Genomic DNA, 25,208 nt, shown 5'->3' with positions numbered 1-25,208 from the left:
GGCCGTGCGGCGAKCGTGCGTGCCGGGCGGGCCGGACCCGACGGGAATKGCCRGACAGGCCCTGAGGCCGATGGTGCGTCCCCGACGGCCGCCGCGCGCCGTTGAGCGGCGGCCGTCGGGGACCGGGGGAATCAGCTGCCGTTCTCCGCCGCTGTGGGGGTGGCGTCGGGGGCCGGCTGCTGAGGAGGACCGAAGAGCTCCATGTCGGTGCGGATCAGGTAGTCGGAGACGTCCACCGTGCTGGTCTCGATCCGGCCCAGGGCCTCCTTGACCGGGACGGCGAGGCGCTCGGCCTTGGCCAGGTCCTGCGCCTCGCGGCGCTCGACGAACTCCGGCATGACCTCGCGGGCGAACAGCTCCAGGGACTCCAGGATGTGCTCGTGCTTGTTGGCACCCAGCTGCACCTGGAAGATGATCTGGTCGACGCCGGCCGCCTCCTGGGCCCGGATCATCTCCCGCAGCTTCTCGGGGGTGCCGATGCCGCGGCGGACCACCAGGTCCATCCGGTCCTGGTTCTCCTTGGGCAGCGGGGCCTTCTTGCCGAACTCCTCCGACAGCACGGTGGTGCCGGGGCGGTGCTCACCCTGCAGGTAGAAGTGCATGAACGAGTTGACGTAGAAGTTCACGCCGCCCATGGCCCGCTCGTAGGCGGTCTCCTCGTCCTCGTGACAGAGGAAGGGAAGGGCAACCGCGAAGTTGGCGTTGACGGCCTTGCCGACCGGCACGCACTCCTCGGAACCGATCAGGTCGTAGTAGGCGGCGACCCGCTCCTTGGCCTCGTCCTCGGTCATGAAGGCGAAGGAGAGCGCACCGACACCGTTGCGGGCGGCGGTCTCGACGGTCTCCGGCGAGCTGCAGGCGACCCAGAGCGGCGGGTGCGGCTTCTGGTTCGGCTTCGGCAGCACGTTGCGCGGCGGCACGTCGATCCACTGGCCCTTGTGGCCGGTGAACGGGACCTCGGTGAGCATCCGGGTGATCACACCGATGGCCTCGCGCCACTGCTCGCGCTTGGTCGTCCGGTCGATGTTGAAGGCACCCAGCTCGTGCTGCGTGCTGCCCTGGCCCGAGCCGAAGTCGACCCGGCCCTTGGAGATCAGGTCCAGGGTCGCCAGCCGCTCGGCAACGCGCGCCGGGTGGTTGACGGCCGGCGGCAGCGAGACGATGCCGTGCGCGAGCCGAATGCGCTTCGTACGGGCGGCCGCAGCGGCCAGGAACACCTCGGGGGCGGAGGAGTGGGAGTACTCGTCGAGGAAGTGGTGCTCGGAGGCCCAGACGTAGTCGAAGCCCAGCCGGTCGGCCAGTTCGATCTGCTCCAGTGCCTCGTGCAGGACGTTCTCCTCGCTGTCCTCGGCCCACGGCCGGGGAACTTGCTGCAGGTAGAGCAGTCCGAAGCGCATGCTCGCTCCTTTTCATCGGCAGGTGGCTCGCCGCTGCCGGAGACTGAGAAGTTCAGGGATTGTGGTGACTGACCGTCAATTCGCTGCCGTATCAGCCAAAATCAACCCTAGGAGGAACGGGTGTTCGCAGGATCCCCTACGAGCCCCTATCCGCGCCCTTAGCAGCCCCCATCAGCCTTCCCCGTGCACGGAGTACGGCCGACGCCGTGCACGGAGTCCGTACACGGCGCCGGCCGCATCTGGTGACGGTGGGTCAGCAGTGGATCAGCCGCGCTCGGCGAGCCAGTCCTCGATCGCCCCGGCGGTCGCGGCCGCCTCGGACTCCAGCATGCTGAAGTGGTTGGCCCGGACCTGTCGGACGTCCTGCGTGGAGTCCCACGGGTGGGCCATCCAGTCGTCCGACTCCGTCACCTGAGCCGGCGTCTGGCCCGGGCCCGAGAACTCCTCCAGGCACTGCACGAACAGCACCGGCGCCTCGATCCTGCCGGGCACGATCTTGGGCACCAGCTCGACGTAGCGGCCCATGGTCGCCAGCCGGGCACTGTCGAAGCGGCCGAACATCCGCTCCTTCTCCAGCATGCTGAGCACCATGCCGCGGTCCACGTCGTCCCGGCTCTCGCTGTCCGAGCGGTAGGTGTCCAGCAGCACCAGGCCCTCCGCGCCGATCCCGAGCACCGACTCCAGGTAGCCGGCCGTCACATGGGCCAGCAGACCGCCCGCCGAGTAGCCGACCAGCACGAACGGCTCACCCTCGGCGGCCTCCAGCACACTCGCCGCCAGCACCTCGATCGCGGCCTCCGCCGACTCGGCCAGCTTCTCGCCGGGCACGAACCCGGACAGCGGCACCGCCGAGACCGGCCGTACGTCACCGAAGTGCGAGGCCAGCCGGGCGAGTTGGTACGCACCGCCGGTCGCCATCGGGGTGCTCACGCAGATCAGCCGGGGACGGCCGGGACCGTCCGCCAGCCGCACCGGCTGCGGGACCGCGCCGAGATCGGCCAGCGAGGAGTAGCTCGGCCTGGTCCGGGCGACCGCACCGAGCAGACCGAACGCCTGCGCCATCGGGCCGGACAGCACGGCCTCCCGGAACAGCTGGCTGAGCGTGTCGCGGCCGATCTCGTCGTCCGGGACCGACAGTTGACCGCCGGTACCCGGTGACACCTCGCCGCCGGGGGCCGCGGAGGCCGGCTCCAGGGTGAGCTCCGTCCGCATCAACCGGGCCAGCGCGGCCGGGGTCTTGCTGTCGAAGACCACCAGCGGGGGCAGGCGGAGACCGGTCGCCTTGTTGAGCAGATTGCGCAGCTCCATCGCGCTCAGGGAGTCGAACCCGGCCTCCAGGAAGTCCCGTTCGGGCTCCACCGCCTCCGGTCCGCTGTGGCCGAGAAGGTTGGCCGCGTACCCGAGCACCACGGCGAGCAGCGCCCGCTCCCGCTCGCTCTCGTCCAGCCCGGCCAGCCGCTGCCGCAGCGAGTCCGCCTCGGCCTTGCCGACCGCCGCCCGGCGTCGGACGGTCACCTGTCCGCGCAGCAGTGCGGGCAGTGAATCGCCTTGCGTGCGCAGGGCCTTGGGGTCGATCCGGATCGGCACCAGGACCGCTTCGCCCGTTGCTATCGAGGCATCGAAGAGGGCCAGTGCCTCGGCCTGCGGCAGCGCGGGGAGGCCGAGGCGGGCCATCCGCTGCTCCGCCTCCGCCAGGGAGTGGGTCTGCTGCGTCATGCCGGTGGTGACACCCCAGAGACCGAAGGCCATCGAGGTGGCCGGCAGACCGGCCGCCCGCCGCTGGACCGCGAGCGCGTCCAGGAAGACGTTCGCCGCCGCGTAGTTCGCCTGACCCGCCGCCAGCACCATGCCACCGGCCGAGGAGAACATCACGAAGAACGCCAACTCACTGTCAGAGGTCAGCTCGTGCAGGTGCCAGGCCGCGTCCACCTTCGGCGCCAGCACCGCGTCCAGGCGCTCCGGCGTCACCGACGTGATCACGCCGTTGTCCATCACACCGGCGACATGCACCACACCCACCAACGGACGCTCCAGCGACGACAGGAGCTCCCGCACCGCCTCACGATCCGCCACATCACACGCCACCACCCGGGCGCTCGCACCCAACGCCTCGAGCTCGGCCACCAACTCCGCAGCCCCCGGGGCCCCAAGACCCCGACGGCTCGTCAGCACCAGACTCGTGACACCGTGCTCCACCACCAGATGCCGGGCCACCACCGCACCCAGACCACCCGTGCCACCCGTCACCAGGACCGTGCCGTCAACTGCCGGCACCGTGCCCTCGACCGCACCGACCTTCGCCAGGCGCGGCACCCGCACCACACCGGCCCGGACCGCGGCCTCGACCTCACCCGACGCCACCACCGCACCCAGCACCGCACGCGACTCCGGCAGACCGTCCCAGTCCACCACCACGAACCGGCCCGGATTCTCCGCTATCGCGGCCCGCAACAGACCCCACACCGGAGCCTGCACCACATCCACCACATCACCGTCAGCCGCCACCACGCCACCGCGCGTCAGCACCACCAACCGCGACGCCTCGAACCGCTCATCACCGAGCCACTCCCCCACCACGCCCAGCACCCGCCCGGCCAACTCCCGCACAGCTCCCGGGACCTCACCCAAAGGCGTCACACACTCCAACACCACCGCCTCAGGCACCACACCGTCAGCTGAGAGCGTCTCCCACCCGGGCAGCGCACCCGCCCCGGAGCCCACGGAAACCACCGGCCACTCCACCCGGAACAACGACTCCACACCACGACCCGCCGACAACTGCTCCGACGACACCGGCCGACCCACCACCGACCGCACCGACAGCACCGGCACACCCACACCATCGGCCACCACGACGTTCACGCTCTCCGGCCCGTCGGGCGAGATGCGGACCCGCAGGGACGAGGCGCCGGCCGCGTGCAGCGTGACACCACTCCAGACGAACGGCAGGACCGGCTCGCCGTCCTTGCCCTCGCCGTCGTCCACCAGGGCCACGTGCATCGCGGCGTCCAGCAGGGCAGGGTGCAGCCCGAACCGGGCCGCCTCCGCATGGGCCACCTCGGGCAGCGCCACCTCGGCGAACAGGTCGTCACCACGCTTCCACGCGGCCTTCAGGCCCTGGAACACCGGCCCGTAGCCATAGCCCTGAGCGAGCAGCCGGTCGTAGACGCCGTCCAGCTTCAGTTCGGTGGCGCCGGTCGGCGGCCACTGCGCGAGGTCGAACGACGGTGCCGCAGCTCCGGACGTCAGCACGCCGTCCGCGTGCAGCGTCCAGGCGCCGCCCTCGTCGCCCTCGGGGCGCGAGTGCACGGTGACCGGCCGGTCGCCCTCACCGTCCGCCTCACCCACCGTGACCTGGACCTGCACCGAGCCGCCGGGCGGCAGGATCAGCGGCGCCTGGAGCGTCAGCTCCTCCAGCACATCGCACCCGACCTGGTCACCCGCCCGCACCGCCAGCTCCACGAACGCGGTGCCCGGCAGCAGGACGTTGCCCAGCACACCGTGGTCGGCGATCCAGCGCTGCGTACCGAGGGCCAGCCGGCCGGTCAGCACCACACCCTCGCCGTCCGGGGACACCACGACGGCACCGAGCAGGGGGTGGTCGGCGGGCAGCAGGCCGATGCTCGACGCATCCCCGCCGGTGACCGACGCGGCATCGAGCCAGTAGTGCTTCCGCTGGAAGGCGTAGGTCGGCAGGTCCACCCGCCGCGCACCCGAGTCGGCGAAGAACGCCGGCCACTTCACCGCGCCACCGACGACGTGCAGTCGGCCCAGCGCGGCCACCAGCGTGGCAGCCTCCGGGCGGTCCCGGCGCACCGTCGCCACGAGGACGGCATCCTCGGACTCGACGCTCTGCTGGGCCAGCCCGGTCAGGATGCCGTCGGGGCCGATCTCCAGGAACCGCGAGACACCCGAGGACTCCAACTCCCGTACGTTGTCGGCAAACCGGACCGCGTCCCGGACGTGCCGCACCCAGTACTCGGGGTCGGTGAACGAACCCGACGCCACCACCGCGATCGACGGCTCCGCAAAGGTCAACTTCCGGACCACTGCACGGAATTCATCCAGCATCGGGTCCATCAGCGGGGAGTGGAACGCGTGCGACACGCTCAGCCGCTTCGTCCGCTCGAACCCTGAAGCAATCGCCAGCACCGTCGCCTCGTCACCCGACACCACCACCGAGCGCGGGCCGTTCACCGCCGCGATGCTCACCTCAGCGGTCAGCAGCGGCAGAACCTCCGCCTCAGTGGCCTCGATCGCCACCATGGCACCACCGGCGGGCAGTTCCTGCATCAGACGCCCACGCGCCGACACCAGCTTCGCCGCGTCCGCCAGCGACAACACCCCCGCCACGTGCGCAGCCGCGATCTCACCCACCGAGTGCCCGGCCAGGAAGTCCGGCCGCACACCCCACGACTCCACCAACCGGAACAGCGCCACCTCGAATGCGAACAGCGCACTCTGGGTATTCACTGTGCGGTTCAGTTCATCGGCGTCCTCACCCCACACCACGTCCCGCAGCGACCCGCCCAGCTCCGCCAACACCTCGTCGAAGACAGCCGCGAACACCGGGAACGCACCGTGCAGCTCACGCCCCATCCCCAACCGCTGCGACCCCTGCCCCGTGAACAGGAACGCCGTCCGGCCCCCCTTCGCCTGACCGGACACACCCCCGCCCTCGGCCAACGCCCGCAGCCCCGCCACCAGCTCCGCACGGTCCGCTCCGACCGCCACGCCCCGGTGCTCCAGCACCGCCCGCGTGGTGGCCAACGAGTACCCGACGTCGACCGGCTCCAACTCACCCTCACCGGAGAGCCGTTCGAGCAGCACGGCCGCCTGCGCCCGCAGCGCCTCCGCGCTCTTCGCCGAGACCACCAACGGCACCACCGGCAGTCCGGTGACAGCCGCCGGGGGCTGCTCCGCCTCCGCCGGGGCCTGCTCGATGATCACGTGCGCGTTGGTGCCGCTGATGCCGAAGGAGGAGACGGCCGCCCGCCGCACCCGTCCCGTCTCCGGCCAGTCCCGAGCCTCCGTCAGGAGCTCGACCGCACCGGCCTCCCAGTCGATCTGCGCGGACGGCTGCTCGACGTGCAACGTACGCGGCAGCACACCGTGCTGCATCGCCATCACCATCTTGATGATGCCGCCGACACCCGCCGCCGCCTGGGTGTGCCCCAGGTTCGACTTCAGCGAGCCCAGCCAGAGCGGCCCGGCCTCCGCCCGGCCCTGGCCGTAGGTGTTGAGCAGGGCCTGCGCCTCGATCGGGTCACCCAGCGTCGTACCGGTCCCGTGCGCCTCGACCGCGTCCACGTCCGCGGGAGTCAGCTGGGCATTGGCCAACGCGGCTCGGATGACCCGCTGTTGGGCCGGTCCGTTGGGCGCCGTCAGACCGTTCGACGCGCCGTCCTGGTTGATCGCGGTACCGCGCACGATGGCCAGCACCGGGTGGCCGTTGCGCCGCGCGTCCGACAGGCGCTCGACCAGCAGGACGCCTGCCCCTTCCGACCAGCCGGTGCCGTCGGCGCCGGCGCCGAACGCCTTGCAGCGCCCGTCCCTGGCCAGACCCTTCTGCCGGCTGAACTCCACCAGGGTCTCGGGGGTGGCCATCACGGCCACTCCGCCCGCCAGTGCCAGCGAGCACTCGCCCGAACGGAGCGCCTGGACAGCCAGGTTGAGCGCGACCAGCGAGGAGGAGCAGGCGGTGTCCACCGTCACGGCCGGGCCCTCCAGGCCCAGGGTGTAGGACACCCGCCCGGAGACGATCGAGCCGGCCGCGCTGCTGAACGGGTAGTCGTGGTACATCAGTCCGGCGAACACGCCGGTCGAGCTTCCCTTCAGGGTGGCCGGGTCGATCCCGGCCCGCTCGAACGCCTCCCAGCTGACCTCCAGCAGCAGCCGCTGCTGCGGGTCGACGTACGGCGTGTCATTGGGTGCGATTCCGAAGAACGCGGGATCGAACTCCCCCGCGTCGTGCAGGAATCCGCCCTCCCGGGTGTAGGTGGTGTTGGGCCGCTCGCCGGTCGGGTCGTACACGCCTTCGAGATCCCAACCACGGTTGTCCGGGAACTCGGACACCGCATCGACCCCACCGGCCACCAACCGCCACAGGTCCTCCGGCGAGGTCACGCCACCGGGGTATCGGCAGGCCATCCCCACGATCGCGATGGGTTCCCGGATGGCCGCCGAGAGCTTCCGGTTCTGCCCGCGCAGCCGCTCGGTCTCCTTCAGCGACGCCCGAAGTGCTTCGACAAGCCGTTCGTCGGAGTTGAGGTTGGCCATTTCAGTGATCCCGCTTCCCGTGTGAGCGCCGACGATTTCGGACGAGGAATCGGGAGGCGGGGAATGTGAAATGGCGGGTCGCCACCGAACCCCCGTCCCGTATTCGCATATGCGCGCGACGTTTTTGCTGGACACCCGGCCCAGGCTCCTCCACCGTAATGAGACGGCGCTCGCACGGAACCCCTAGAAAACCCCTTAGCGGGCTCGCGCGCCACCCGCTACCCTGACGCGTTGTCAGGGGGTCCCGGTAGTCTCAAGGTGAACGACGACGGCCCCAACTGCCCTGTCCTGTCAAGCCCCTTACCCACCCCTAGTGCCACCCCTGTCCTGTTTCGGCAGGGGCGATTAGGGGGTACCGAGCCCATCGGAGGGGAGGTTTCCTTGGGTATAAATAATTCAACGACACATGATCGGGAGGGCCTTATGGGCCGCGTTGAAGGCAAGGTCGTCGTCATCACCGGTGCGGGTCGCGGTCAGGGCCGCAGCCACGCGATACGACTTGCCGAGGAGGGCGCCGACATCATCGCGATCGACATCTGCGAGGACATCGACGTCGTCGAGTACCCCCTGGCCACCGCCGAGGAACTCCAGGAGACCGCCAGACTGGTCGAGAAGACCGGCCGACGCATCGTCACCAAGGTGGCCGACGTCCGCGACCGCGCCGCACTCAAGGCCGCGATCGACGAGGGCGTGGCCGAGCTGGGCCGGCTGGACGTCGTGGTCGCCAACGCGGCCATCGGCCCGGTCGGTGCCGACCGTCCGCTGAACGCGTTCACCGACGCGGTGGACGTCAACCTGAGCGGCGCGCTCAACACCGTGCACGCCGCACTGCCGCACCTGGGCGAGGGCGCGTCGATCATCCTGATCGGCTCGGCCGCGGCCTACATAGCCGAGGCGGGCGCCCCGGGTCCGATGGGCCCCGGCGGCATCGGCTACTCCTTCGCCAAGACCGTCCTGAACGACTACGTCAACTGGTTCGCGCCGTACCTGGCGCCGACCGGCCGACGCCTCAACGTGGTTCACCCGACCAACGCCAACACCGTCATGCTGCACAACCAGGCGATGTACAAGGTCTTCCGCCCGGACGTCGAGCAGCCGACCCGCGAGGACGCCGAGCTGGCGTTCCCGGTGGTCCAGGGCATGCCGATCCCGTACGTGGAGCCGCTCGACGTCTCGCACGCGGTCACCTACCTGGCCTCCGACGAGTCCCGTTACGTGACCGGCCTTCAGCTCAAGGTCGACGGCGGCGCCGTCGTCAAAGCCGGCAAGTAAGCAGCACTGACCAGACCGCAGTACGCACGGCCCGGGGGCGGGCGCAGCAAGCCCGTCCCGGGGCCGACCCGACTGTCCAAGACATGACATGGCCAGGACACAACTAGTCCGAACCACCTGACCCCTAGTCCGACCCACTGGTCCGACCGAATCACCACAAGGCTGGAGAGAGCCTAGAAATGACGAACCAACAGAGCACCACCTCCGGCGCCCACGCGGCGCCCAAGGCCGGCGCGAAGGAGTGGCTCGGCCTCGGCGTGCTTGTGCTGCCCCTGGTCATCGTCTCGATGGACACCTCGGTGTTGTACTTCGCGGTGCCCTTCCTCAGTGCCGACCTGCTTCCGACCACCGACCAGCAGCTGTGGATCTTCGACATCTACGGCTTCATCCTGGCGGGCCTGCTGGTCACCATGGGCTCGCTGGCCGACCGGATCGGCCGCCGCAAGCTGCTGATCATCGGCATCCTCGGCTTCGGTCTCGCCTCGGTGGGCGCCGCCTACGCCGGCACCGCCAACGAACTCATCATCGCCCGAGCCCTGTTGGGCATCGGCGGCGCGACCCTGATGCCCTCGACCCGGGCCCTGATCCTGAACATCTTCCGGGACGAGAAGGAGCGCACCGCCGCGGTGGGCATCTGGACCGCCGGTACCGGCCTCGGCGTCGCCATCGGCCCGGTGGTCAGCGGCCTGCTGCTGGACCACTTCTGGTGGGGCTCGGTCTTCCTGCTCAACATCCCGGCGATGATCCTGATGCTGGTGCTGGCACCGATCCTGCTGCCGGAGTCCAAGGACCCCAACCCGGGCCGCTTCGACCTGCCCAGCGCGGTCCTCTCGCTCGGCGCCATCCTCCCGGTCATCTACGCCATGCAGACGCTGGCCGCCGACAAGTTCAACCTGGGCTCGGGCATCGCGCTCGGGGCCGGCATCGTGGTCGGTGTGCTGTTCATCTGCCGTCAGCGCGCCCTCGAGACCCCGATGATCGACACCAAGCTGCTGCTCAGCCGCGGCTTCGGCGGCTCGGCGGCGATCAACACCACGGCGATGTTCGCGATCGTCGGCTTCGGCATCTTCTCCACCCAGTACCTGCAGTCGGTGCTCGGGCTCAGCGCGCTGAGCGCCGGTCTGTGGTGCCTGATCCCGTCCTTCGCGGTCGCGGTGGCCGGCCCGGTCGCGGCCGTGCTGTCCCAGAAGATGCACCGCGCCTACGTCATCAGCGCCGGCTTCACGGTCTCCATCTTCGGCTACGCCTTCGTCCTGACCGCCGAGTACGACTCCCCGCTGTGGGTGCTGCTCACCGGTGTCGGCGTGGCGAACGTCGGTCTGATGATGGCCATGGTCCTGGTCGGTGACCTGGCGCTGTCCACCGTTCCGAAGGCCAAGTCCGGCTCGGCGTCCGCCATGCTGGAGACCACCCAGCAGTTCGGTGGTGCTGCCGGTATGGCAGTCCTGGGCAGCGTCGGCTTCGCCGTCTACCGCGGCAACCTGGCCGACAAGCTGCCGGCCGACCTGCCGGCCAACGTCGCGCAGCACGCCCGGGAGGCGCTGGGCGACGCCGTCGCGGTGGCCAACCAGCTCCCGGCCGATGTCCGCGACACCGTCGTCCGGATCGCCCGGGTGGCGTTCACCGACGGCATGCACGCGGCGGCGATCACCGCCGGTGGCGTCATGATCTTCGGCGCGATCCTCTCCGCGGTCGTCCTCGGCAAGCTGCCGAAGGACATCGCCCCGGTGGAGGGCGAGGACGGCGAGGGCACCCCGACCGGGTTCACACCCCGGCCCGCCGTCCTTTGCTGTTCCCGCGGTCAGCCGCCCAGTTGGGTGGTGATCGCCCGCAGCACCGCCGGGGCGTGCTGGTTGAGGTAGAAGTGCCCGCCCTGGAAGACCTGCATCTCGAAGCCGGCCGTGGTGTGCTCGGACCACGCCCGGGCCTCCTCCAGGTTCACCTCCGGGTCCTCGTCGCCGGTCAGCGCGATGATCGGGCAGCTCAACTTCGGCCCCGGGCGGTACTGGTAGGTCTCGGCGGCCTTGTAGTCGCTGCGGATCGCGGGCATGATCATCTGCAGCATCTCGTCGTCGCCCAGCACCTGGGCGTCCGTCCCGCTCATCTTCTTCAGGTTGGCGATCAACTCGGCGTCCCCGTACAGGTGGACCCGCCCCGGACGGTGCCGGGACGGCGCCCGGCGGCCGGACGCGAACAGCGCCACCGGCACCACGCCGCGCCGCTCGAGCCGCTTGGCCACCTCGAACGCCAGCGTGGCGCCCAGGCTGTGGCCGAACAGCGCCAGCGGGCGGTCCAGCCAGTCCCCCAGCTCCTCGACCACCAGGTCGGCGAGCCGGTCCACCGAGTCGACACCGGGCTCGTGGCGCCGGTCCTGCCGGCCGGGGTACTGGATCGAGACCACGTCAAGACCGGGCGACAGCGCCCGGGAGACGGGGAAGTAGTAGGTGGCCGACCCGCCGGCGTGCGGGAAGCAGACCAGCCTGGTCGGGGCCTCCGGCGCCGGATGGAACCTTCGGGTCCAGGCCCCGCTCTCAACGGACGTCACTGACATGGTGGTTGAGCTTCCTCTCTCACAACTTCGCGGACAACTGCCGTGCTCACGGCCGGGTGGTCCTAGAGCCGCCGTTCCAGGCCCCGGGCGCACCGAAGCCCTCCGGCTCCCAACCGGCGCCCAGGCGCGGACGGCCGCCCGGCCCGGSGGCGGAGGMCCGCCGCCGGGCCAGGGCGAGCAGCGCCACCACGGCGGCGGCGAGCTCCTCCGGGTCCGGGGCACCCCGGACCACGGTGATCCGCGACAACTCCTGTGTCGTCTGCGTCATCACTACACCGGCGGGTTTCCGTGCTTGCGGGCCGGCAGCCGGGTGTGCTTGGCGCGCAGCATCGCCAGCGCGTCGATCAGGGTGGACCGGGTCAGCGCCGGGTCGATGACATCGTCGACCAGGCCGCGCTCGGCCGCGTAGTACGGGTGCATCAACTCCTCCTGGTACTCCTTGATCCGCTGCTGCCGGGCCGCCTCGGGATCGTCGGCGGCCGCTATCTCCCGGCGGAACACCACGTTGGCCGCACCCTCGGCGCCCATCACGGCGATCTCGTTGGTGGGCCAGGCGTAGGAGATGTCGGTGCCGATCGAGCGGGAGTCCATCACGATGTACGCGCCGCCGTAGGCCTTGCGCAGGATCAGCTGGATCCGCGGCACGGTCGCGTTGCAGTACGCGTAGAGCAGCTTGGCGCCGTGCCGGATGATGCCCTCGTGCTCCTGGTCCCGGCCCGGCAGGAAGCCGGGCACGTCGACCAGGGTCACCAGCGGGATGCTGAACGCGTCGCAGAGCTGCACGAAGCGCGCGGCCTTCTCGCTCGCGTTGATGTCCAACACCCCGGCGAACGAAGCGGGTTGGTTGGCCACGATGCCGACCACATGCCCGTCAAGCCGGGCCAGCCCGCACAGGATGTTGGTGGCCCAGGACGCGTGCACCTCGAAGAAGTCGGCGTCGTCGACGATCTCCTCGATCACCTTGCGCATGTCGTAGGCCCGGTTGGGGTCGGCCGGCACCAGGTCGAGCAGCGCCTCGTTGCGCCGGTCCGGCGGGTCCTCGGAGAGCTCCACGGGCGGCAGTTCACGGTTGTTGGACGGCAGCAGCGAGAGCAGGTGCCGGACGTCCTCGATGCAGTCGGCCTCGTTGTCGTGCAGGAAGCCGGCCGCGCCGGAGACCGCCGCGTGCACCTCGGCGCCGCCGAGCCCGTCGTGACTGATCGTCTCGCCGGTCACGGACTTCACCACGTCGGGTCCGGTGATGTACATCTGCGAGATGTCCCGGACCATGAAGACGAAGTCGGTCAGCGCGGGCGAGTAGGTCGCACCGCCCGCGCAGGGGCCGAGCATCACCGAGATCTGGGGGATCACCCCGGAGGCCAGCACGTTGCGGCGGAAGATACCGCCGTACCCGGCCAGCGCGGTGACGCCCTCCTGGATCCGGGCCCCGGCCCCGTCGCTGAGACTGACCAGCGGCGCACCGGCCGCCTCGGCCAGGTCCATCACCTTGTGGATCTTCTCCGCGTGCGCCTCGCCGAGCGAGCCGCCGAAGATCCGGAAGTCGTGGGCGTAGACGAAGACCGTCCGGCCCCAGACCTTGCCCCACCCGGTGATCACACCGTCGGTGTGCGGGCGCCGGTTCTCCAGCCCGAAACCGGTCGCCCGGTGCCGGCGGAGCTGTTCGATCTCGCGGAAGGTCCCCTCGTCGAAGAGCAGGTCGATCCGTTCACGGACCGTCAGCTTCCCCTTGGCCCGCTGGTTCAGGGTCGCCTGCGGCGCACCCTGCGCCACCTCGTCCTTGGTCGCCAGCAACTCGTCGACCCTGGCCCGCATGTCAGGACGTCCTACGACGTCCTGCCGCACCGCCAGGGCCTCCTCAACAGTAGTCACGCTCCACCTCTCCAACCGGTCGGGTGATTCAGAAAGCGGTCGAACGATTCATTCAAATCGGGCCCGGACGGCGTCACCAGCCGACTCACCCCCCTGAGAGCTCCGGTGGAACCCCTAACGGCCATCCGGCTGTCATACGTACGACCGTCTCTGGATACGCTGAGGCCCGCCGCCGCGCACGGCCGCTCGACGACCCCATGGCCAGTCGGCCTCCTGCCCGGATTGGAGCACCCAGTGCTGATGACCAAACTCCGTTCACGTGCGACCAGTTGGATCGGGCGCCGCTACCTCGCCCGGACCGCACGGAACGGCTTCGACCTCTCCGATATCTCATTCCTGCCCGAATCGGTCCTGATGCCACTCAAACGGGACGGACTGGACCCGGTCCCGGCGATGGCCACCACCCGGGCGGCCGCGCCGATCAGCCGGGTGCCGCTGCCGTTCGGCTTCAACGCCTGGCTGGTGACCGGCTACGAGGAGGTCAAGCAGGTGCTGGGCCGGCCGACCGGTTTCAGCAGCGACTTCGCCAACCTGATCGGGAACGCCGGGTTGACCGAGGGTCAGAACCCGGGGGGCCTGGGCTTCAGCGACCCGCCGGTGCACACCCGGCTGCGGCGCCGGCTGACCCCCGAGTTCACCATGCGCAGGCTCAGCCGGCTCGGCCCCCGGATCGACGCCCTGGTCACCGAGCAGCTCAACCAGATGGCCGCCGCCGGACCCGGCCCGGTCGACCTGGTGGAGCACTACGCGCTGCCGATCCCCTCGCTGACCATCTGCGAGCTGCTCGGCATACCGTACGAGGACCGCGAGGACTTCCAGCGGCTCGGCACCGCCAGGTTCGACCTGTTCGCCGGGGCGGGCGGCACGTTCGGCGCGATCACCGAGTCGCTGGCCTACCTCCAGGAGGTCGTGCAGCGCCAGCGGGTGGAGCCGGGCGACGGGCTGCTCGGCATGCTGATCAAGGAGTACGGCGACGACATCGACGACCAGGAGCTGGCCGGTCTCGCCGACGGGGTGCTGACCGGTGGCTTCGAGACCACCGCGAGCATGCTGGCGCTCGGTTCGCTGGTGCTGCTGCAGGACCCGGTGGCCTTCGCCAGGATCCGGGACGACGACGCCGCGACCGCCCCGTTCGTCGACGAGCTGCTGCGCTACCTGACGGTCGTTCAGATGGCCTTCCCGCGCTTCGCCCGGGAGGACATGGAGATCGCCGGCACCCGGATCGCGGCGGGCGACGTGGTGCTCTGCTCGCTCAGCGGCGCCAACCGGGACGCCGTCTTCGGCGCCGACCCGGAGAGCTTCGACGGCGACCGCCAGGGCCCCTCGCACCTGGCCTTCGGGTACGGCATGCACCGCTGCATCGGCGCCGAGCTGGCCAAGATGGAGCTGCGCGCCGCCTTCCCCGCCCTGGTCCGGCGGTTCCCCGAACTCCGGCTGGCGGTGCCCCCGGAGGAGCTGGCGTTCCGCAAGCTGTCGATCGTGTACGGCGTCGAGTCGCTCCCGGTCCACGTCCGGTAGGCGCCGGTCGGACAGGGGGCGGATAGGGGTGGGGGCGGAACCTTCGCGGGACTAGTTTCGTGCCAAGTTCGATGCTGGGGGCACCCGTTCCCGGACGAACCCAGTGCGGCGGCGTCGTCGATCCTGCCCAAGTTTCCCGTCTCGCCGTCGGGCGCTCGTGGTCCGTGCACGCCTGTCCCACCAGGAGACGAAGAACATGACCGACACTGAGATCAGCCGCCGCGGCGTGCTCGGGGCCGCAGTGGTCGCCGCCGCTGCCACGGCCGGTCTGACACCCTCGGCCGAGGCCGCCACCGAGACGGCCTCGTCCTGCCCCTACCCCGGAGTCATCACCGGCCACGCCGACTCCCTGCACCCGGAGGGCATGACCTGGGACCCCCGGCGCAAGGCCATCCTGCTGAGCTCGACCCGGCACGGCACCGCCTCGATCCTGAACTCCGACGGCTCGGTGACCCCGTTGGTCAGCGACCCCGACCCGAAGATCGTCTCGTCCGTCGGGATAGCCGTCGACGTCCACCGTGACCGACTGCTGCTCGGCTACCACGACCTGGGCCTCGGCACCCGGTCCACCCCGGAGACCTACCTCAAGGAGTCCGGGCTCGGCGTCTTCGAGCTGAGCACCGGCCGTCAGCTGTTCCTGGTGGACCTCAGCCTCGGCGAGGAGCCGATGCACGCCGCCGACCGGGTCGCCATCGACAAGGACGGCACCGCCTACGTCAGCGACCCCGCCGCCAACAAGATCTACAAGGTCACCACCGACGGTCAGGCCTCGGTGCTGGCCGACACCTCGGTGATCTCTCCCGGCTGGGAGCTGGGCACCGGCGCCGGTGTGATCGGTCTGCTGCTGCACCCGGCCGGCTTCCTGCTGACCCTGCAGTACAGCACCGGCCAGCTGGTCCGGATCCCGCTGGACGCTCCGGAGCAGGCCCACCCGGTCACGCTGGACCGTCCGATCGTCGGCGGCGACTCGATCGCGCTGCGCCCGGACGGCACCCTGCTCGTGGTCAGCAACGACCTGGCGAACCCGGCCGGCGTGGACGCGGTCATCGTGCTCCGCCCGACCGACCGCAGCTGGTCCGCCGCGCACGAGATCCAGCGCGTCCAGCCGTGGCCCGAGCGGCTGCCCACCGACGTGCTGGTCACCCCGCACGGCGACTACACGCTGAGTGGCCGTCCCGACCTGCTTTTCAAGGGTGAGACCACCGACGATTTCGTTCTGCACCGTATCTGACGAACCCTCTGGGAACAGCGCCGGAAAACGTGAACCGGCGGTCGAGGAATTCCTCGACCGCCGGTCATTTCGGCATTCTCCGAATTGTTTTCCGAAACCCGGATCCGCGTCGGATCCAGGTCAGATCTGAACGGGCTCGGGCTCCGGAAGAAGAGCCGGCTGCCAGTTCACCATCGTCCGCAGGGCAAGGGTCAGATCACGTGCGGTCGGGGCCCGGTCCGGGTCCACCAGCAGTTGCGCCATCACTCCGGTGGCCAGCGCCTGGTAGAACGAACCGATCGCGTTCTGCCGCTCCTCGTCGAGCGGCTCGGCGCTGTCGCCGGCGATGCTCTGGAACAGCTCGGCCATCGACTCGCGCCCCTGCTGGATCCCGTCGGCCAACGCCGCTCGCAGCTCGGGAACCCTGTCCACCTGCGCGAACACCTCGAAACTGGCCAGCAGCAACTGTCGGCGAGTGGTGTACTTCTCGACGATCTGAGCCCAGGCCGCCTCGAACCGCTCCAGCGGGTCGGCGCCGGGCCGCGGGTCCTCGACCGAGGTCGGCTGGTACTCCCCGCCGGTGTCGTCCAGTGCCTCCAGGAGGGCGGCGTTGAGCAGCGCCTCCTTCGATCCGTAGTGATAGCCGATGGACGCCAGGTTGGCTCCGGAAGCCGCGACGATGTCTCTGGTGGTCGTACGGCCGTAACCTTTTTCGATAAGGCACCGCTTGGCGCCCTCCAGCAGATCCTCACGATGTCCCATACGGAAACTGTACCGGACGAAAAAGGGATCATTAATACACTTGACCGACCTTTGACCAATAGCTGGGATTCCACTTCGCCGAGCACTCGAAAGAGGGGGGCTCCGCCTCCTCTTTCACTACCCAGAGTCACCAGCGGCGGGCCCGGGATCCATGGCGATGTCAGTGCCGGACGAGATGATGTGGGTATGACGGACGCAGCCACTCTCGCCTCCCTTGCCGCCTACTCCGACGCCGTGGAAACCGCCGTCCGGGCAGCCGCGGCCTACTACGACGACGGCTCGACCCCGCTGGGTGACGACGAGTACGACGCCCTGGTGCGGGCCATCGAGGCGTACGAACTCGCCCACCCGGCCGAGGTGTTGGAGCACTCCCCGACCGGCAAGGTGGCGGGCGGCGCAGCCGACGGCGACGTCCCGCACTCGGTGCCGATGCTCTCGTTGGACAACGTCTTCTCGGCCGAGGAGTTCACCGCCTGGGCGGCCGGCCTGGAGCGTCGGCTCGGGCGGCCGGTGGACGGCTGGTGCGTGGAGCCGAAGCTGGACGGCCTGGCGGTTGCCGCCCGGTACCGCGCCGGTCGGCTGGTCCAGGTGCTCACCCGGGGCGACGGTCTGGCGGGCGAGGACATCACGCACTCCGCCGACGCCGTGCTCGGCCTGCCCGCCACCCTGACCGAGCCGGTCGATCTGGAGCTGCGCGGTGAAGTCCTGCTCACCCACGAGCAGTTCGAGCTGGCCAACGAGACCCGCACCGCACACGGCGCCGCCCCGTTCGCCCACCCGCGCAGCGGCGCGGCCGGCACCCTGCGGGCCAAGGACCGCCCGTACCGGGTCGAGCTGACGCTGTTCGCGTACGACGCCGTCGGTCTTGAGGGCCTCGGCCACAGCGAGCTGCTGGAGCGGATCGCCGAGCTGGGCGCGCACACCGCCGCCGGTACGGCGGCCGAGCCCCGGCGCTGCGCCACGGTCGAGGAGGTGCAGCAGCGGATCGACGAGATCGCCGCGCTCCGGCCGGTGCTGCCGTTCGGCATCGACGGTGTGGTGGTCAAGGCGGACTCCGCCGCCGACCAGCAGCAGGCCGGGGCGGGCTCCCGGGCCCCGCGCTGGGCGGTGGCCCGCAAGCTGCCCGCCCAGCACAAGGTCACCCGCCTGCTGGAGGTGGAGTGGAACGTCGGCCGTACCGGCATCATCGCGCCCCGCGCGGTGCTGGAGCCGGTCGTGATCGACGGCGTCACGGTCACCTACGCGACCCTGCACAACCCCGCCGACATCACCCGGCGCGGGCTGATGACGGGCGATCAGGTCTTCGTCTACCGGGCCGGCGACGTGATCCCCCGGGTGGAGGCGCCGCTGGTCGAGCAGCGCACCGGCGCCGAGCAGCCGATCGTCTTCCCGGAGGTCTGCCCGCGCTGCGGCGGTGACATCGACACCTCCGAGCAGCGCTGGCGCTGCGTGCAGGGGCGCGGCTGCCAGGCGGTCGCCTCGATCCGGTACGCCGCCGCGCGCGACCAGCTCGACATCGCGGGCCTCGGCGGCACCCGGGCGGTCCAGCTGGTCGACTCCGGCCTGGTCGCCGACCTCGCCGACCTGTTCACCCTGACCAGGGATCAGCTGCTCACCCTGGAGCGGATGGGCGAGACCAGCGCAGACAACCTGCTCGCCGCCCTGGAGACCGCCCGCCACCAGCCGCTGGGCCGGGTGTTCTGCGCGCTCGGCGTCCGGGGCACCGGCCGGACCATGTCGCGCCGGATCGCCGCGCACTTCGGCAGCATGGCCGCCATCCGGGCCGCCGACCAGGACACCCTGGCCGGGGTGCCCGGCATCGGCACCGAGAAGGCCCGGGTGATCGTCGCCGAGCTCACCGAACTGGCGCCGCTGCTGGACAAGTTGATCGCCCAGAACGTCGGTATCGCGGAGACCGAACCGACCGCGGTCGTCACCTCCACCGAGGACGTCCAGGAGGGCCCGCTCTCCGGCCAGGCCGTGGTGGTCACCGGCTCGATGACCGGCGCCCTGGGCGAGCTCTCCCGCAACGAGATGAACGAGCTGATCGAGCGCGCGGGCGGCAAGGCCTCCTCCTCGGTCTCCAAGCGCACCACCCTGCTGGTCGCGGGCGAGAAGGCCGGCTCCAAGCGCACCAAGGCCGAGGAGCTGGGCATCCGGATCATCACCCCGGACGAGTTCGCCACCATGGTCGCCGAGCAGCTCTAGGGCCTGTCTCGCCATTGGCCGTCCGGGCCAGGGGTCGCCATCAGCCCGCTCCGGTGGGCGATGGCGACCGCCTGGGCGCGGTCCCGGGCGCCGGTCTTGGCGACCACCCGCTTCATGTGGGTCTTCACGGTGGACTCGGCGAGGACCAGCAGCTCCGCAATCTCCGCGTTCGAGTGTCCCTCGGCCGCCTCCCGCAGCACCTGCCGCTCCCGGGCGGTCAGCCGTTCCAGCCGACGGTCGGCAGCCGACGGTGGCGGGGCGGGCGCCCGGGCGACCAGGTGGGCGACCAGGTCCCGGGTGACCGCCGGGTCCAGCAGGGCCTGACCGGCGGCCACCGTCTGCACGGCGTCCACCAGCCGCTCCGGTGAGGCCCGTTTGAGCAGGAACCCGTCGGCACCGGCCAGCAGCGCGCCCCAGACGTACTCGTCATGGTGAAACGTCGTCAGCACCAGCACCCTGACGGGCAGCCCGGCCGCGACGATCCGCCGGGTCGCCTCGACGCCGTCGATCCCGGGCATCCGGACGTCCATCAGCACCACGTCCGGGGTCAGCGCCGCGCACAGCTCGACCGCCTGCAACCCGTCGGCGGCCTGGCCGACCACCTCGATACCGTCCTCGGTGCCGAGCACCAGCGCGATCCCGGCCCGCAGCAGGGCGTCGTCGTCGGCCAGCAGCACCCGGATGCTCACCCGACCGGAAGCGTCACCCGCAGCCGGAACCCGCCCCCTTCACCCCCACCGGGCTGCGACACGCTGCCGTGCTCGACGCTGCCGCCGAACATGGCGACCCGCTCGGCGATGCCCAGCAGCCCCCGGCCCGGGACGTACCCGCCGGGCGCGCCCCGTCCGCCGTCCAGCACCAGGATGTCCAGCACCTCCGAGCTCCGGCCGACCGTGATCTCCACGGTCTCGGCCCGCCCGTGCTTGACCGTGTTGGTCAGCGCCTCCTGCACGATCCGGTACGCCGACACGTCGATGGTGCGCGGCAGTCGGCCGGCCCCGGCGTCGATCCGGACGGTGGCCCGGAGCCCGGCCTGCTCCAACCGCCCGACCAGCCGGGGCAGATCGGCCAGGCCCGGTTGCAGGCTCGGGCCGTCCGACGGCCCGTTGCGGCGCAACAGGCCGAGCACCCGGTCCAGTTCGTCGAGCGCCTCCCGGCCGGTGTGCTCAAGACCCGACAGCAGCTCGACCGTCTGCTCCGGATCGCGCGGCAGGACCCGCCGGGCGGCCCCGGCCTGGACCAGCATCAGGTTCAGCGTGTGGCCGACGATGTCGTGCAACTCCCGGGCGATCCGGGCCCGTTCCTCCTCCGCCACCCGCCGCCGGAGCTGCCGCCGGGCGACCGTGCGCTCCTCCTGCCGCAGCGCGGCGGCATAGCCGAGCGCCCAGGCCAGCAGCCAGACCAGCAGCACCCCGGCGGGCACCACGAGGTCACCGAAGTACCCGGCCATGCCGACCAGCACGATCACCGGCCCGGACCGGGCCCGGCTCCGGGTCGCGTACCGGCCGAGCGCGTACAGGCCGATCAGGTTGGCGTACGGCGACATCGGACCCGGCAGCACGGTCTGCGCCTCCACCGCCAGCGCGGCGGTGCCGAGCAGATACGCCGTCAGCGGGGCCCGGCGCCGCCAGGCCAGTGCCCCGGCGATCACTACGCTCAGCAGCAGGGCAGGCAACTCCGGTGTGGTGAGCAGCCGTTCAGTCAGCATCGCGAGCAGGAAGGCGAGCGCCGGCAGGCCGTCCAGGACCGGAGCGGTCGGCTTGCGCCAGCTGCCGGCGAGGGTGAGCCTTCGGGTCAGGGCCGTCATGAGCCGAACGGTAGCGAGGCGGCGGGCCCGGCACATCGCCCTGTGGGGGTACTCGGTCCACCTCACCGGGGGGACGCCCCGGGCGGCGCCTGCTCCCTAGCCTCCTGGCCATGAACTCCGCTGCGCTGCTCCGCCGTTCCGGCTGGCTCACCGTCACGTTCCTGGCCACCGCGATCGCCCTGCTGTCCGCCCGCTACCTCACGCTCGACCCGGAGACCTTCCTGCCGGAGCAGCGGGCCACCTACCTGGCCTCGCTCGCCCCGCTCACCCTGCACGTCGGCGGGGCGGTGCTGGCCCTGCTGCTGGGGCCCTGGCAGTTCCTGCCCCGGCTGCGCGCCCGCCGCCCCGCCGTGCACCGGTTCGTCGGTCGGGTCTACCTGGTGAGTGCGCTGGCGACGGCGGTCGGCGGGCTGCTGCTGGTGCCGAAGGGCCTGTTCGGTCCGGTCGCCCCAGCCGGGTTCGCCGCGCTCGGCGTCGCCGTGCTGCTCACCACCGGGGCGGCGTTCGGCTCGATCCGGCGAGGTCGGGTGGCCCGGCACCAGGTCTGGATGATCCGCTCGTACGCGCTGATCTTCACCGGGGTGACCTTCCGGCTCTGGCTGACGGTCGGGGCGGCGGCCGGGGTCCCGTTCGAGCAGGCGTACACCAGTGGGGCCTGGTCGGCCTGGCTGATCAACCTGCTGGTGGCCGAGCGCCTGATCACCCGGCGCGCCGCTGGACTCTCCGTCCAATCCGGACGTACAGTCCAGACATGACGAAGAGCGCGGAGGACCCCCGGGTGCGGATGTGGGGCCCGGTGTGCGAGGCCGTGGCGCTGCTGCTCGGCCCGTACGCCGAGGTGGTGCTGCACGATCCAGACACCGACCGGGTGCTGCGGATCTGGCACCCGCTGACCTCCCGCCGGGCGGGCGACCCCTCGCTGCTCGGTGAGCTGGACGCGCTGGACCCGGCAGCCCGGGACGTCTACGGGCCGTACGAGAAGCTGCTCGCGGACGGCCGCCGGCTGTCCTCGGTCAGCGCCGTCCTGCGCGACGGGGACGGCCGAGCGGCGGCGGTGCTCTGCGTCAACCTCGACCGGACGCCGCTCGAGCGGGCCGCCGCCGTGCTGTCCGCCTTCGGGGCGCCGACCGTGCGGCGCCCGGAGCCGCTGTTCGAGCAGGACTGGTCCGAGCGCATCCAGCACGCGGTCGGCGGCTACGTCCGCGAGCACGGCCGCCCGGTCGAGCGGCTCACCCGGCAGGACCGGCTGGCCGTGCTGGCCGAGCTGGAGCAGGCCGGGGTGTTCGCGGTCCGCCGGGCCGCACCCGCCGTCGCCGAGGCCCTGCAGGTGTCCCGGTCCACCGTCTACGCCCTGCTGACCGAGCTCAGGGCGACTCCCTCCGAAGGACTGGCACCATGACCCGACTGCCCGACTTCCGGCTCGAAACCTACTTCTCCCGCTGGGAGTTCACCGCTCGTCACCATCTCACCGCCTCCGACGCCCAGACCATGACCCTGGGCGAGCTGCTCGCGCTGGCCGACGACGGGGACCGCGAAGCCTTCGAGCACCTCCCGCTCGGCTACACCGAGACCTTCGGCGACCCGGGCCTGCGCGAGGCGATCGCCGCGACGTACGAGCTGGCAGGGCCGGACGACGTGATCTGCTTCGCCGGCGCCGAGGAGGCGCTCTACCTGGCGATGAACGTGCTGCTCGGCCCCGGCGACCACGCCGTGGTGGTCACCCCGAACTACCAGGCCGCCGAGACCATCCCGCTCGCCCTCTGCGAGGTCACCGGCGTGGCCCTGGACCCTGACCGGGACTGGGCGTTGGACCTGGACCGGGTGCGGGCCGCGCTACGCCCGAACACCCGGGTGCTGTCGGTCAACTTCCCCAACAACCCCACCGGCAAGGTGATCGACGCCGCCGACTTCGCCGCCCTGGTGCAGCTCTGCGAGGAGCGCGGCATCCACCTGTTCAGCGACGAGGTCTACCGCGGCCTGGAGCGCGACCCCGCCCGTACGCTGCCGCAGGCCGCCGACCTCTCGCCGGGCGCCCTCTCACTGAACGTCACCTCGAAGGCGCTCGGCCTGCCGGGTCTGCGGATCGGCTGGATCGCCTGCCGCGACCGCGAGTTGCGGTCCCGGCTGGAGCGGGCCAAGCACTACACCACGATCTGCAACTCGGCCCCCAGCGAGGTATTGGCCCGGATCGCCCTCAAGGCCCGTGACACCATCCTCGGCCGCAACCGGGCACTGCTGGCGGCGAACCTCCCGCTCTTCGACGCGTTCTTCGCCGACTTCGCCGAGCTCTTCGACTGGCAGGCGCCCGACGGCGGTTGCGTCGCCTACCCGCGCTACCTGGGCGCCGAGGGCGTGGAGACCTTCTGCGCCCGGCTGGTCGAGGAGGCAGGGGTGCTGCTGCTGCCCGCGAGCATCTACCGCTCCGAGCTGRCCTGCCCGCTCGGGCAGGCCACCGCCGAGGGTTCAGAGACCGAGCTTCTGCGCCGCCATCGCCGTGCCCCGCACCCGGGCCGCGATCTTGGCGAAGGCCAGGTCGCGCGAGGTCGAGACGTCGTCGGCGAACGGCGCGAAGCCGCAGTCGTCGGTGGTGCCCAACTGGTCCACCGGGATGTACCGGGCCGCCGTCAGCACCCGGTCACGGACCTGCTCCGGAGTCTCCACGACGGGGTCGATCGGGTCGGTCACCCCGACGAATACCCGAATACCCGGACGGAGTTGGTCGGCGATGATGCCGAGTACCCGGTCGGGGTCCGACTCGCTGGCCAGCTGGACGTAGAAGTTGCCGACCTTCAGCTGGAACAGCTTGGGCAGCAGCCCCGCGTAGTCGACGTCCAGGCTGTGGGTGGAGTCGTGGTCACCGCCCGGGCAGGTGTGCACGCCGAGGCGCGACCGCTGCTCGGCGTCGAACCGGCCGAGCACCTCGTTGTTGAGCGCGATGAAGTCGTCCAGCACGGATCCGGACGGGTCGAGCTTCAGGGACAACCGGCCTTCGGTGAAGTCCAGTTGGACCGCGTGCGCACCCGCGTCCAGGCAGCCGCGGATATCGGCCTCGGCCTCGTTCGCCAGATCACGCAGGAACGCGTCCCGCGGGTAGCCGTCGATCGGATCGCCGGGGTAGAGCAGGCTGAGCGCGGACGGTGCGATCACCGCCTGCTTGACCGGACGTCGGGTGTGCCGCCGGGCGTCCCGCAGATAGCTCTCCGCGCGGACCTGGTAGCGGAACGGCCCGGCGGTGAGCTTGGGCAGTTGCCGGGTGTGGCCGTCGGCGTACGGGATGACCGCACCGTCCGGGGCGAGCGTGGCCAACCCCGCCAGGGGATAGGTGACAGAGCTGGGCTTGGCCTGCTCCCCGTCCACCAGGACGGTGCAGCCCAACTCCTCCAGGGCGGCCAGGGTCTCGGCCGTCGCCTGCTCCTGCAGCTTCGTCAGATCTGCTGCGCTCAGCCGCCCTTCGGCGTGATCGGCCAGGGCCTCTTGCAGGGCGCGCGGTCGCGGGATGCTACCGATAGCTTCCGTTGGAATACTCATAGTGACGACCGTAGGAAGTGCCACCACTTCGGCGCAACCGCGCACGGCCAAGTTCACCAGGACGTGAGCGGGTGTCCCGTGGTGGCGTCCACATGGTCGGGGATCTCGTCGTGGCGGTCGCCGACCGTGGCGGTGCCGCTGGGCTCGAACATCAGGATCGCGGCACCCGAGGGGGCGGACGGCCGGTGCTCGGTGCCCCGGGGGACGGTGAAGACGGCGCCCTTCGGCAGCACCACGGTGCGCTCCCCGGCGGGCTCGCGCAGCGAGATGTGCAACTCCCCCTCCAGGACCAGGAAGAACTCGTCGGTGTCGTCGTGGGCGTGCCAGATGTGCTCGCCGTGCACCTTGGCGATCCGGACGTCGTAGTCGTTGACGCGGGTGACGATCCGGGGGCTCCAGAGAGCGTCGAAGGAGGCCAGCGCGGTGTCGAGAGCGATCGGTGTGGCGGTCATGAGCTGATCCTGGCCCTTGGCCGACCGGCACCGTGAGTGCTAGGAATCGCACATGCCGCAAGAATCCCCGCAGACCGGGCCGCACCGCGTGGTCGTGATCGTGGACGAGAACTCCAACCCCTTCGAGCTCGGCTGCGCCACCGAGGTGTTCGGCCTCCGACGCCCCGAAATCGGGCGCGACCTCTACGAGTTCAGGCTCTGCTCGCCCGCACCCGAGACGCTGATGCGGGACGGCTTCTTCACCCTCACCGGCGTGGCCGACCTGGCGGCCGCCGAGACGGCGGACACCCTGATCGTCCCCAACCGGCCGGACACCGACGCGCCGCGCCGCCCGGCCGTGCTCGGCGCCGTCCGC

At 70.9% G+C, this 25,208-nt stretch carries 16 protein-coding genes and 3 pseudogenes; 9 read left to right on the top strand and 10 right to left on the bottom strand.

Annotation, left to right across the window (positions count from 1 at the left end; all coding sequences use genetic code 11):
* Positions 1-131 precede the first annotated feature (131 nt).
* The gene (locus ACXJMZ_RS22835) at positions 132-1,397 is read right to left on the bottom strand and encodes an LLM class flavin-dependent oxidoreductase (protein WP_457031916.1); all 1,266 of its coding nucleotides are present in this window, start codon (positions 1,395-1,397) and stop codon (positions 132-134) included.
* Positions 1,398-1,661: 264 nt separating this feature from the next.
* Positions 1,662-7,664: pseudogene (locus ACXJMZ_RS22830) on the bottom strand (type I polyketide synthase); the annotation flags it as partial.
* Positions 7,665-8,099: 435 nt separating this feature from the next.
* Between ACXJMZ_RS22830 and ACXJMZ_RS22825 the strand changes: the two are divergent.
* Positions 8,100-8,948, top strand: a complete 849-nt coding sequence (locus ACXJMZ_RS22825) for a mycofactocin-coupled SDR family oxidoreductase (RefSeq protein WP_057230109.1) — start codon at positions 8,100-8,102, stop codon at positions 8,946-8,948.
* A 179-nt stretch (positions 8,949-9,127) separates the two neighbouring features.
* Entirely contained in the window at positions 9,128-10,810 is a 1,683-nt protein-coding gene (locus ACXJMZ_RS22820; protein WP_457031915.1) for an MFS transporter, read from the top strand.
* On the opposite strand, the gene ACXJMZ_RS22815 is transcribed toward ACXJMZ_RS22820, so the two are convergent.
* Genes ACXJMZ_RS22815 through ACXJMZ_RS22805 form a run of 3 tightly spaced genes read right to left on the bottom strand, consistent with a single transcriptional unit; the run spans position 10,750 to position 13,311 of the window.
* Positions 10,750-11,499, bottom strand: coding sequence for a thioesterase II family protein (locus ACXJMZ_RS22815; RefSeq protein WP_457031914.1), 750 nt, complete (start codon positions 11,497-11,499; stop codon positions 10,750-10,752). The two genes, ACXJMZ_RS22820 and ACXJMZ_RS22815, sit on opposite strands and share 61 nt — an antisense overlap.
* A 46-nt stretch (positions 11,500-11,545) precedes the next feature.
* A complete protein-coding gene (locus ACXJMZ_RS22810) occupies positions 11,546-11,767 on the bottom strand; it encodes an acyl-CoA carboxylase epsilon subunit (protein WP_457031913.1) in 222 nt (73 codons plus the stop codon).
* A gap of 2 nt (positions 11,768-11,769) precedes the next feature.
* Positions 11,770-13,311: an acyl-CoA carboxylase subunit beta gene (locus tag ACXJMZ_RS22805; protein WP_457031952.1), complete on the bottom strand. Its 1,542-nt coding sequence runs from the start codon at positions 13,309-13,311 to the stop codon at positions 11,770-11,772.
* Between the two features lie 297 nt (positions 13,312-13,608).
* On the opposite strand from ACXJMZ_RS22805, the gene ACXJMZ_RS22800 reads away from it, so the two are divergent.
* Positions 13,609-14,886 (top strand): cytochrome P450, encoded by a 1,278-nt coding sequence (locus ACXJMZ_RS22800; protein WP_457031912.1) that lies wholly within the window; start codon positions 13,609-13,611, stop codon positions 14,884-14,886.
* Between the two features lie 196 nt (positions 14,887-15,082).
* Positions 15,083-16,117, top strand: coding sequence for an SMP-30/gluconolactonase/LRE family protein (locus ACXJMZ_RS22795; protein WP_457031911.1), 1,035 nt, complete (start codon positions 15,083-15,085; stop codon positions 16,115-16,117).
* Between the two features lie 120 nt (positions 16,118-16,237).
* On the opposite strand, the gene ACXJMZ_RS22790 is transcribed toward ACXJMZ_RS22795, so the two are convergent.
* Positions 16,238-16,858: a TetR/AcrR family transcriptional regulator gene (locus ACXJMZ_RS22790; protein WP_057230104.1), complete on the bottom strand. Its 621-nt coding sequence runs from the start codon at positions 16,856-16,858 to the stop codon at positions 16,238-16,240.
* A 186-nt stretch (positions 16,859-17,044) separates the two neighbouring features.
* Here ACXJMZ_RS22790 and ligA point away from each other — a divergent pair, with 186 nt between their 5' ends.
* Positions 17,045-19,066: an NAD-dependent DNA ligase LigA gene (ligA, locus tag ACXJMZ_RS22785; RefSeq protein WP_457031910.1), complete on the top strand. Its 2,022-nt coding sequence runs from the start codon at positions 17,045-17,047 to the stop codon at positions 19,064-19,066.
* Here the strand turns inward: ligA and ACXJMZ_RS22780 are convergent.
* Positions 19,063-19,755, bottom strand: coding sequence for a response regulator (locus ACXJMZ_RS22780; RefSeq protein WP_457031909.1), 693 nt, complete (start codon positions 19,753-19,755; stop codon positions 19,063-19,065). The genes ligA and ACXJMZ_RS22780 overlap by 4 nt on opposite strands.
* On the bottom strand, positions 19,752-20,873 hold the full coding sequence (locus tag ACXJMZ_RS22775; protein ID WP_457031908.1) for a sensor histidine kinase: 1,122 nt from the start codon (positions 20,871-20,873) through the stop codon (positions 19,752-19,754). The genes ACXJMZ_RS22780 and ACXJMZ_RS22775 overlap by 4 nt, the downstream gene beginning before the upstream one ends.
* 110 nt (positions 20,874-20,983) lie before the next feature.
* Here ACXJMZ_RS22775 and ACXJMZ_RS22770 point away from each other — a divergent pair, with 110 nt between their 5' ends.
* The 3 genes and pseudogenes from ACXJMZ_RS22770 to ACXJMZ_RS22760 form a co-directional block, all read left to right on the top strand.
* Complete coding sequence (locus ACXJMZ_RS22770) at positions 20,984-21,628, top strand: DUF2306 domain-containing protein (protein WP_457031907.1); 645 nt, start codon at positions 20,984-20,986, stop codon at positions 21,626-21,628.
* Entirely contained in the window at positions 21,625-22,272 is a 648-nt protein-coding gene (locus ACXJMZ_RS22765) for a helix-turn-helix transcriptional regulator (protein WP_457031906.1), read from the top strand. The genes ACXJMZ_RS22770 and ACXJMZ_RS22765 overlap by 4 nt, the downstream gene beginning before the upstream one ends.
* Positions 22,269-23,282, top strand: a pseudogene (locus ACXJMZ_RS22760) (aminotransferase class I/II-fold pyridoxal phosphate-dependent enzyme); the annotation flags it as partial. The gene ACXJMZ_RS22765 and the pseudogene ACXJMZ_RS22760, both read left to right, overlap by 4 nt.
* Positions 23,283-23,336: 54 nt before the next feature.
* Here the strand turns inward: ACXJMZ_RS22760 and ACXJMZ_RS22755 are convergent.
* Both ACXJMZ_RS22755 and ACXJMZ_RS22750 read right to left on the bottom strand, forming a co-directional pair.
* Positions 23,337-24,401, bottom strand: coding sequence for a cobalamin-independent methionine synthase II family protein (locus ACXJMZ_RS22755; protein WP_457031905.1), 1,065 nt, complete (start codon positions 24,399-24,401; stop codon positions 23,337-23,339).
* 53 nt (positions 24,402-24,454) lie between these two features.
* On the bottom strand, positions 24,455-24,853 hold the full coding sequence (locus ACXJMZ_RS22750) for a cupin domain-containing protein (RefSeq protein WP_457031904.1): 399 nt from the start codon (positions 24,851-24,853) through the stop codon (positions 24,455-24,457).
* 52 nt (positions 24,854-24,905) lie between these two features.
* Between ACXJMZ_RS22750 and ACXJMZ_RS22745 the strand changes: the two are divergent.
* Positions 24,906-25,208: pseudogene (locus ACXJMZ_RS22745) on the top strand (AraC family transcriptional regulator); the annotation flags it as partial.

Source organism: Kitasatospora sp. P5_F3, from assembly GCF_054049135.1.
Note: the sequence above shows the minus strand (reverse complement) of the source record. Positions and strands in the feature narration are given on the sequence as shown.

Coding starts and splice junctions, on each gene's coding strand:
- ACXJMZ_RS22750 (WP_457031904.1), bottom strand. CDS start 24,853: ATGACCGCCACACCGATCGCTCTCGACACCGCGCTGGCCTCCTTCGAC.
- ACXJMZ_RS22825 (WP_057230109.1), top strand. CDS start 8,100: ATGGGCCGCGTTGAAGGCAAGGTCGTCGTCATCACCGGTGCGGGTCGC.
- ACXJMZ_RS22770 (WP_457031907.1), top strand. CDS start 20,984: ATGAACTCCGCTGCGCTGCTCCGCCGTTCCGGCTGGCTCACCGTCACG.
- ACXJMZ_RS22765 (WP_457031906.1), top strand. CDS start 21,625: ATGACGAAGAGCGCGGAGGACCCCCGGGTGCGGATGTGGGGCCCGGTG.
- ACXJMZ_RS22835 (WP_457031916.1), bottom strand. CDS start 1,397: ATGCGCTTCGGACTGCTCTACCTGCAGCAAGTTCCCCGGCCGTGGGCC.
- ACXJMZ_RS22775 (WP_457031908.1), bottom strand. CDS start 20,873: ATGACGGCCCTGACCCGAAGGCTCACCCTCGCCGGCAGCTGGCGCAAG.
- ACXJMZ_RS22820 (WP_457031915.1), top strand. CDS start 9,128: ATGACGAACCAACAGAGCACCACCTCCGGCGCCCACGCGGCGCCCAAG.
- ACXJMZ_RS22800 (WP_457031912.1), top strand. CDS start 13,609: ATGACCAAACTCCGTTCACGTGCGACCAGTTGGATCGGGCGCCGCTAC.
- ACXJMZ_RS22815 (WP_457031914.1), bottom strand. CDS start 11,499: ATGTCAGTGACGTCCGTTGAGAGCGGGGCCTGGACCCGAAGGTTCCAT.
- ACXJMZ_RS22755 (WP_457031905.1), bottom strand. CDS start 24,401: ATGAGTATTCCAACGGAAGCTATCGGTAGCATCCCGCGACCGCGCGCC.
- ACXJMZ_RS22805 (WP_457031952.1), bottom strand. CDS start 13,311: ATGCGGGCCAGGGTCGACGAGTTGCTGGCGACCAAGGACGAGGTGGCG.
- ACXJMZ_RS22790 (WP_057230104.1), bottom strand. CDS start 16,858: ATGGGACATCGTGAGGATCTGCTGGAGGGCGCCAAGCGGTGCCTTATC.
- ligA (WP_457031910.1), top strand. CDS start 17,045: ATGACGGACGCAGCCACTCTCGCCTCCCTTGCCGCCTACTCCGACGCC.
- ACXJMZ_RS22795 (WP_457031911.1), top strand. CDS start 15,083: ATGACCGACACTGAGATCAGCCGCCGCGGCGTGCTCGGGGCCGCAGTG.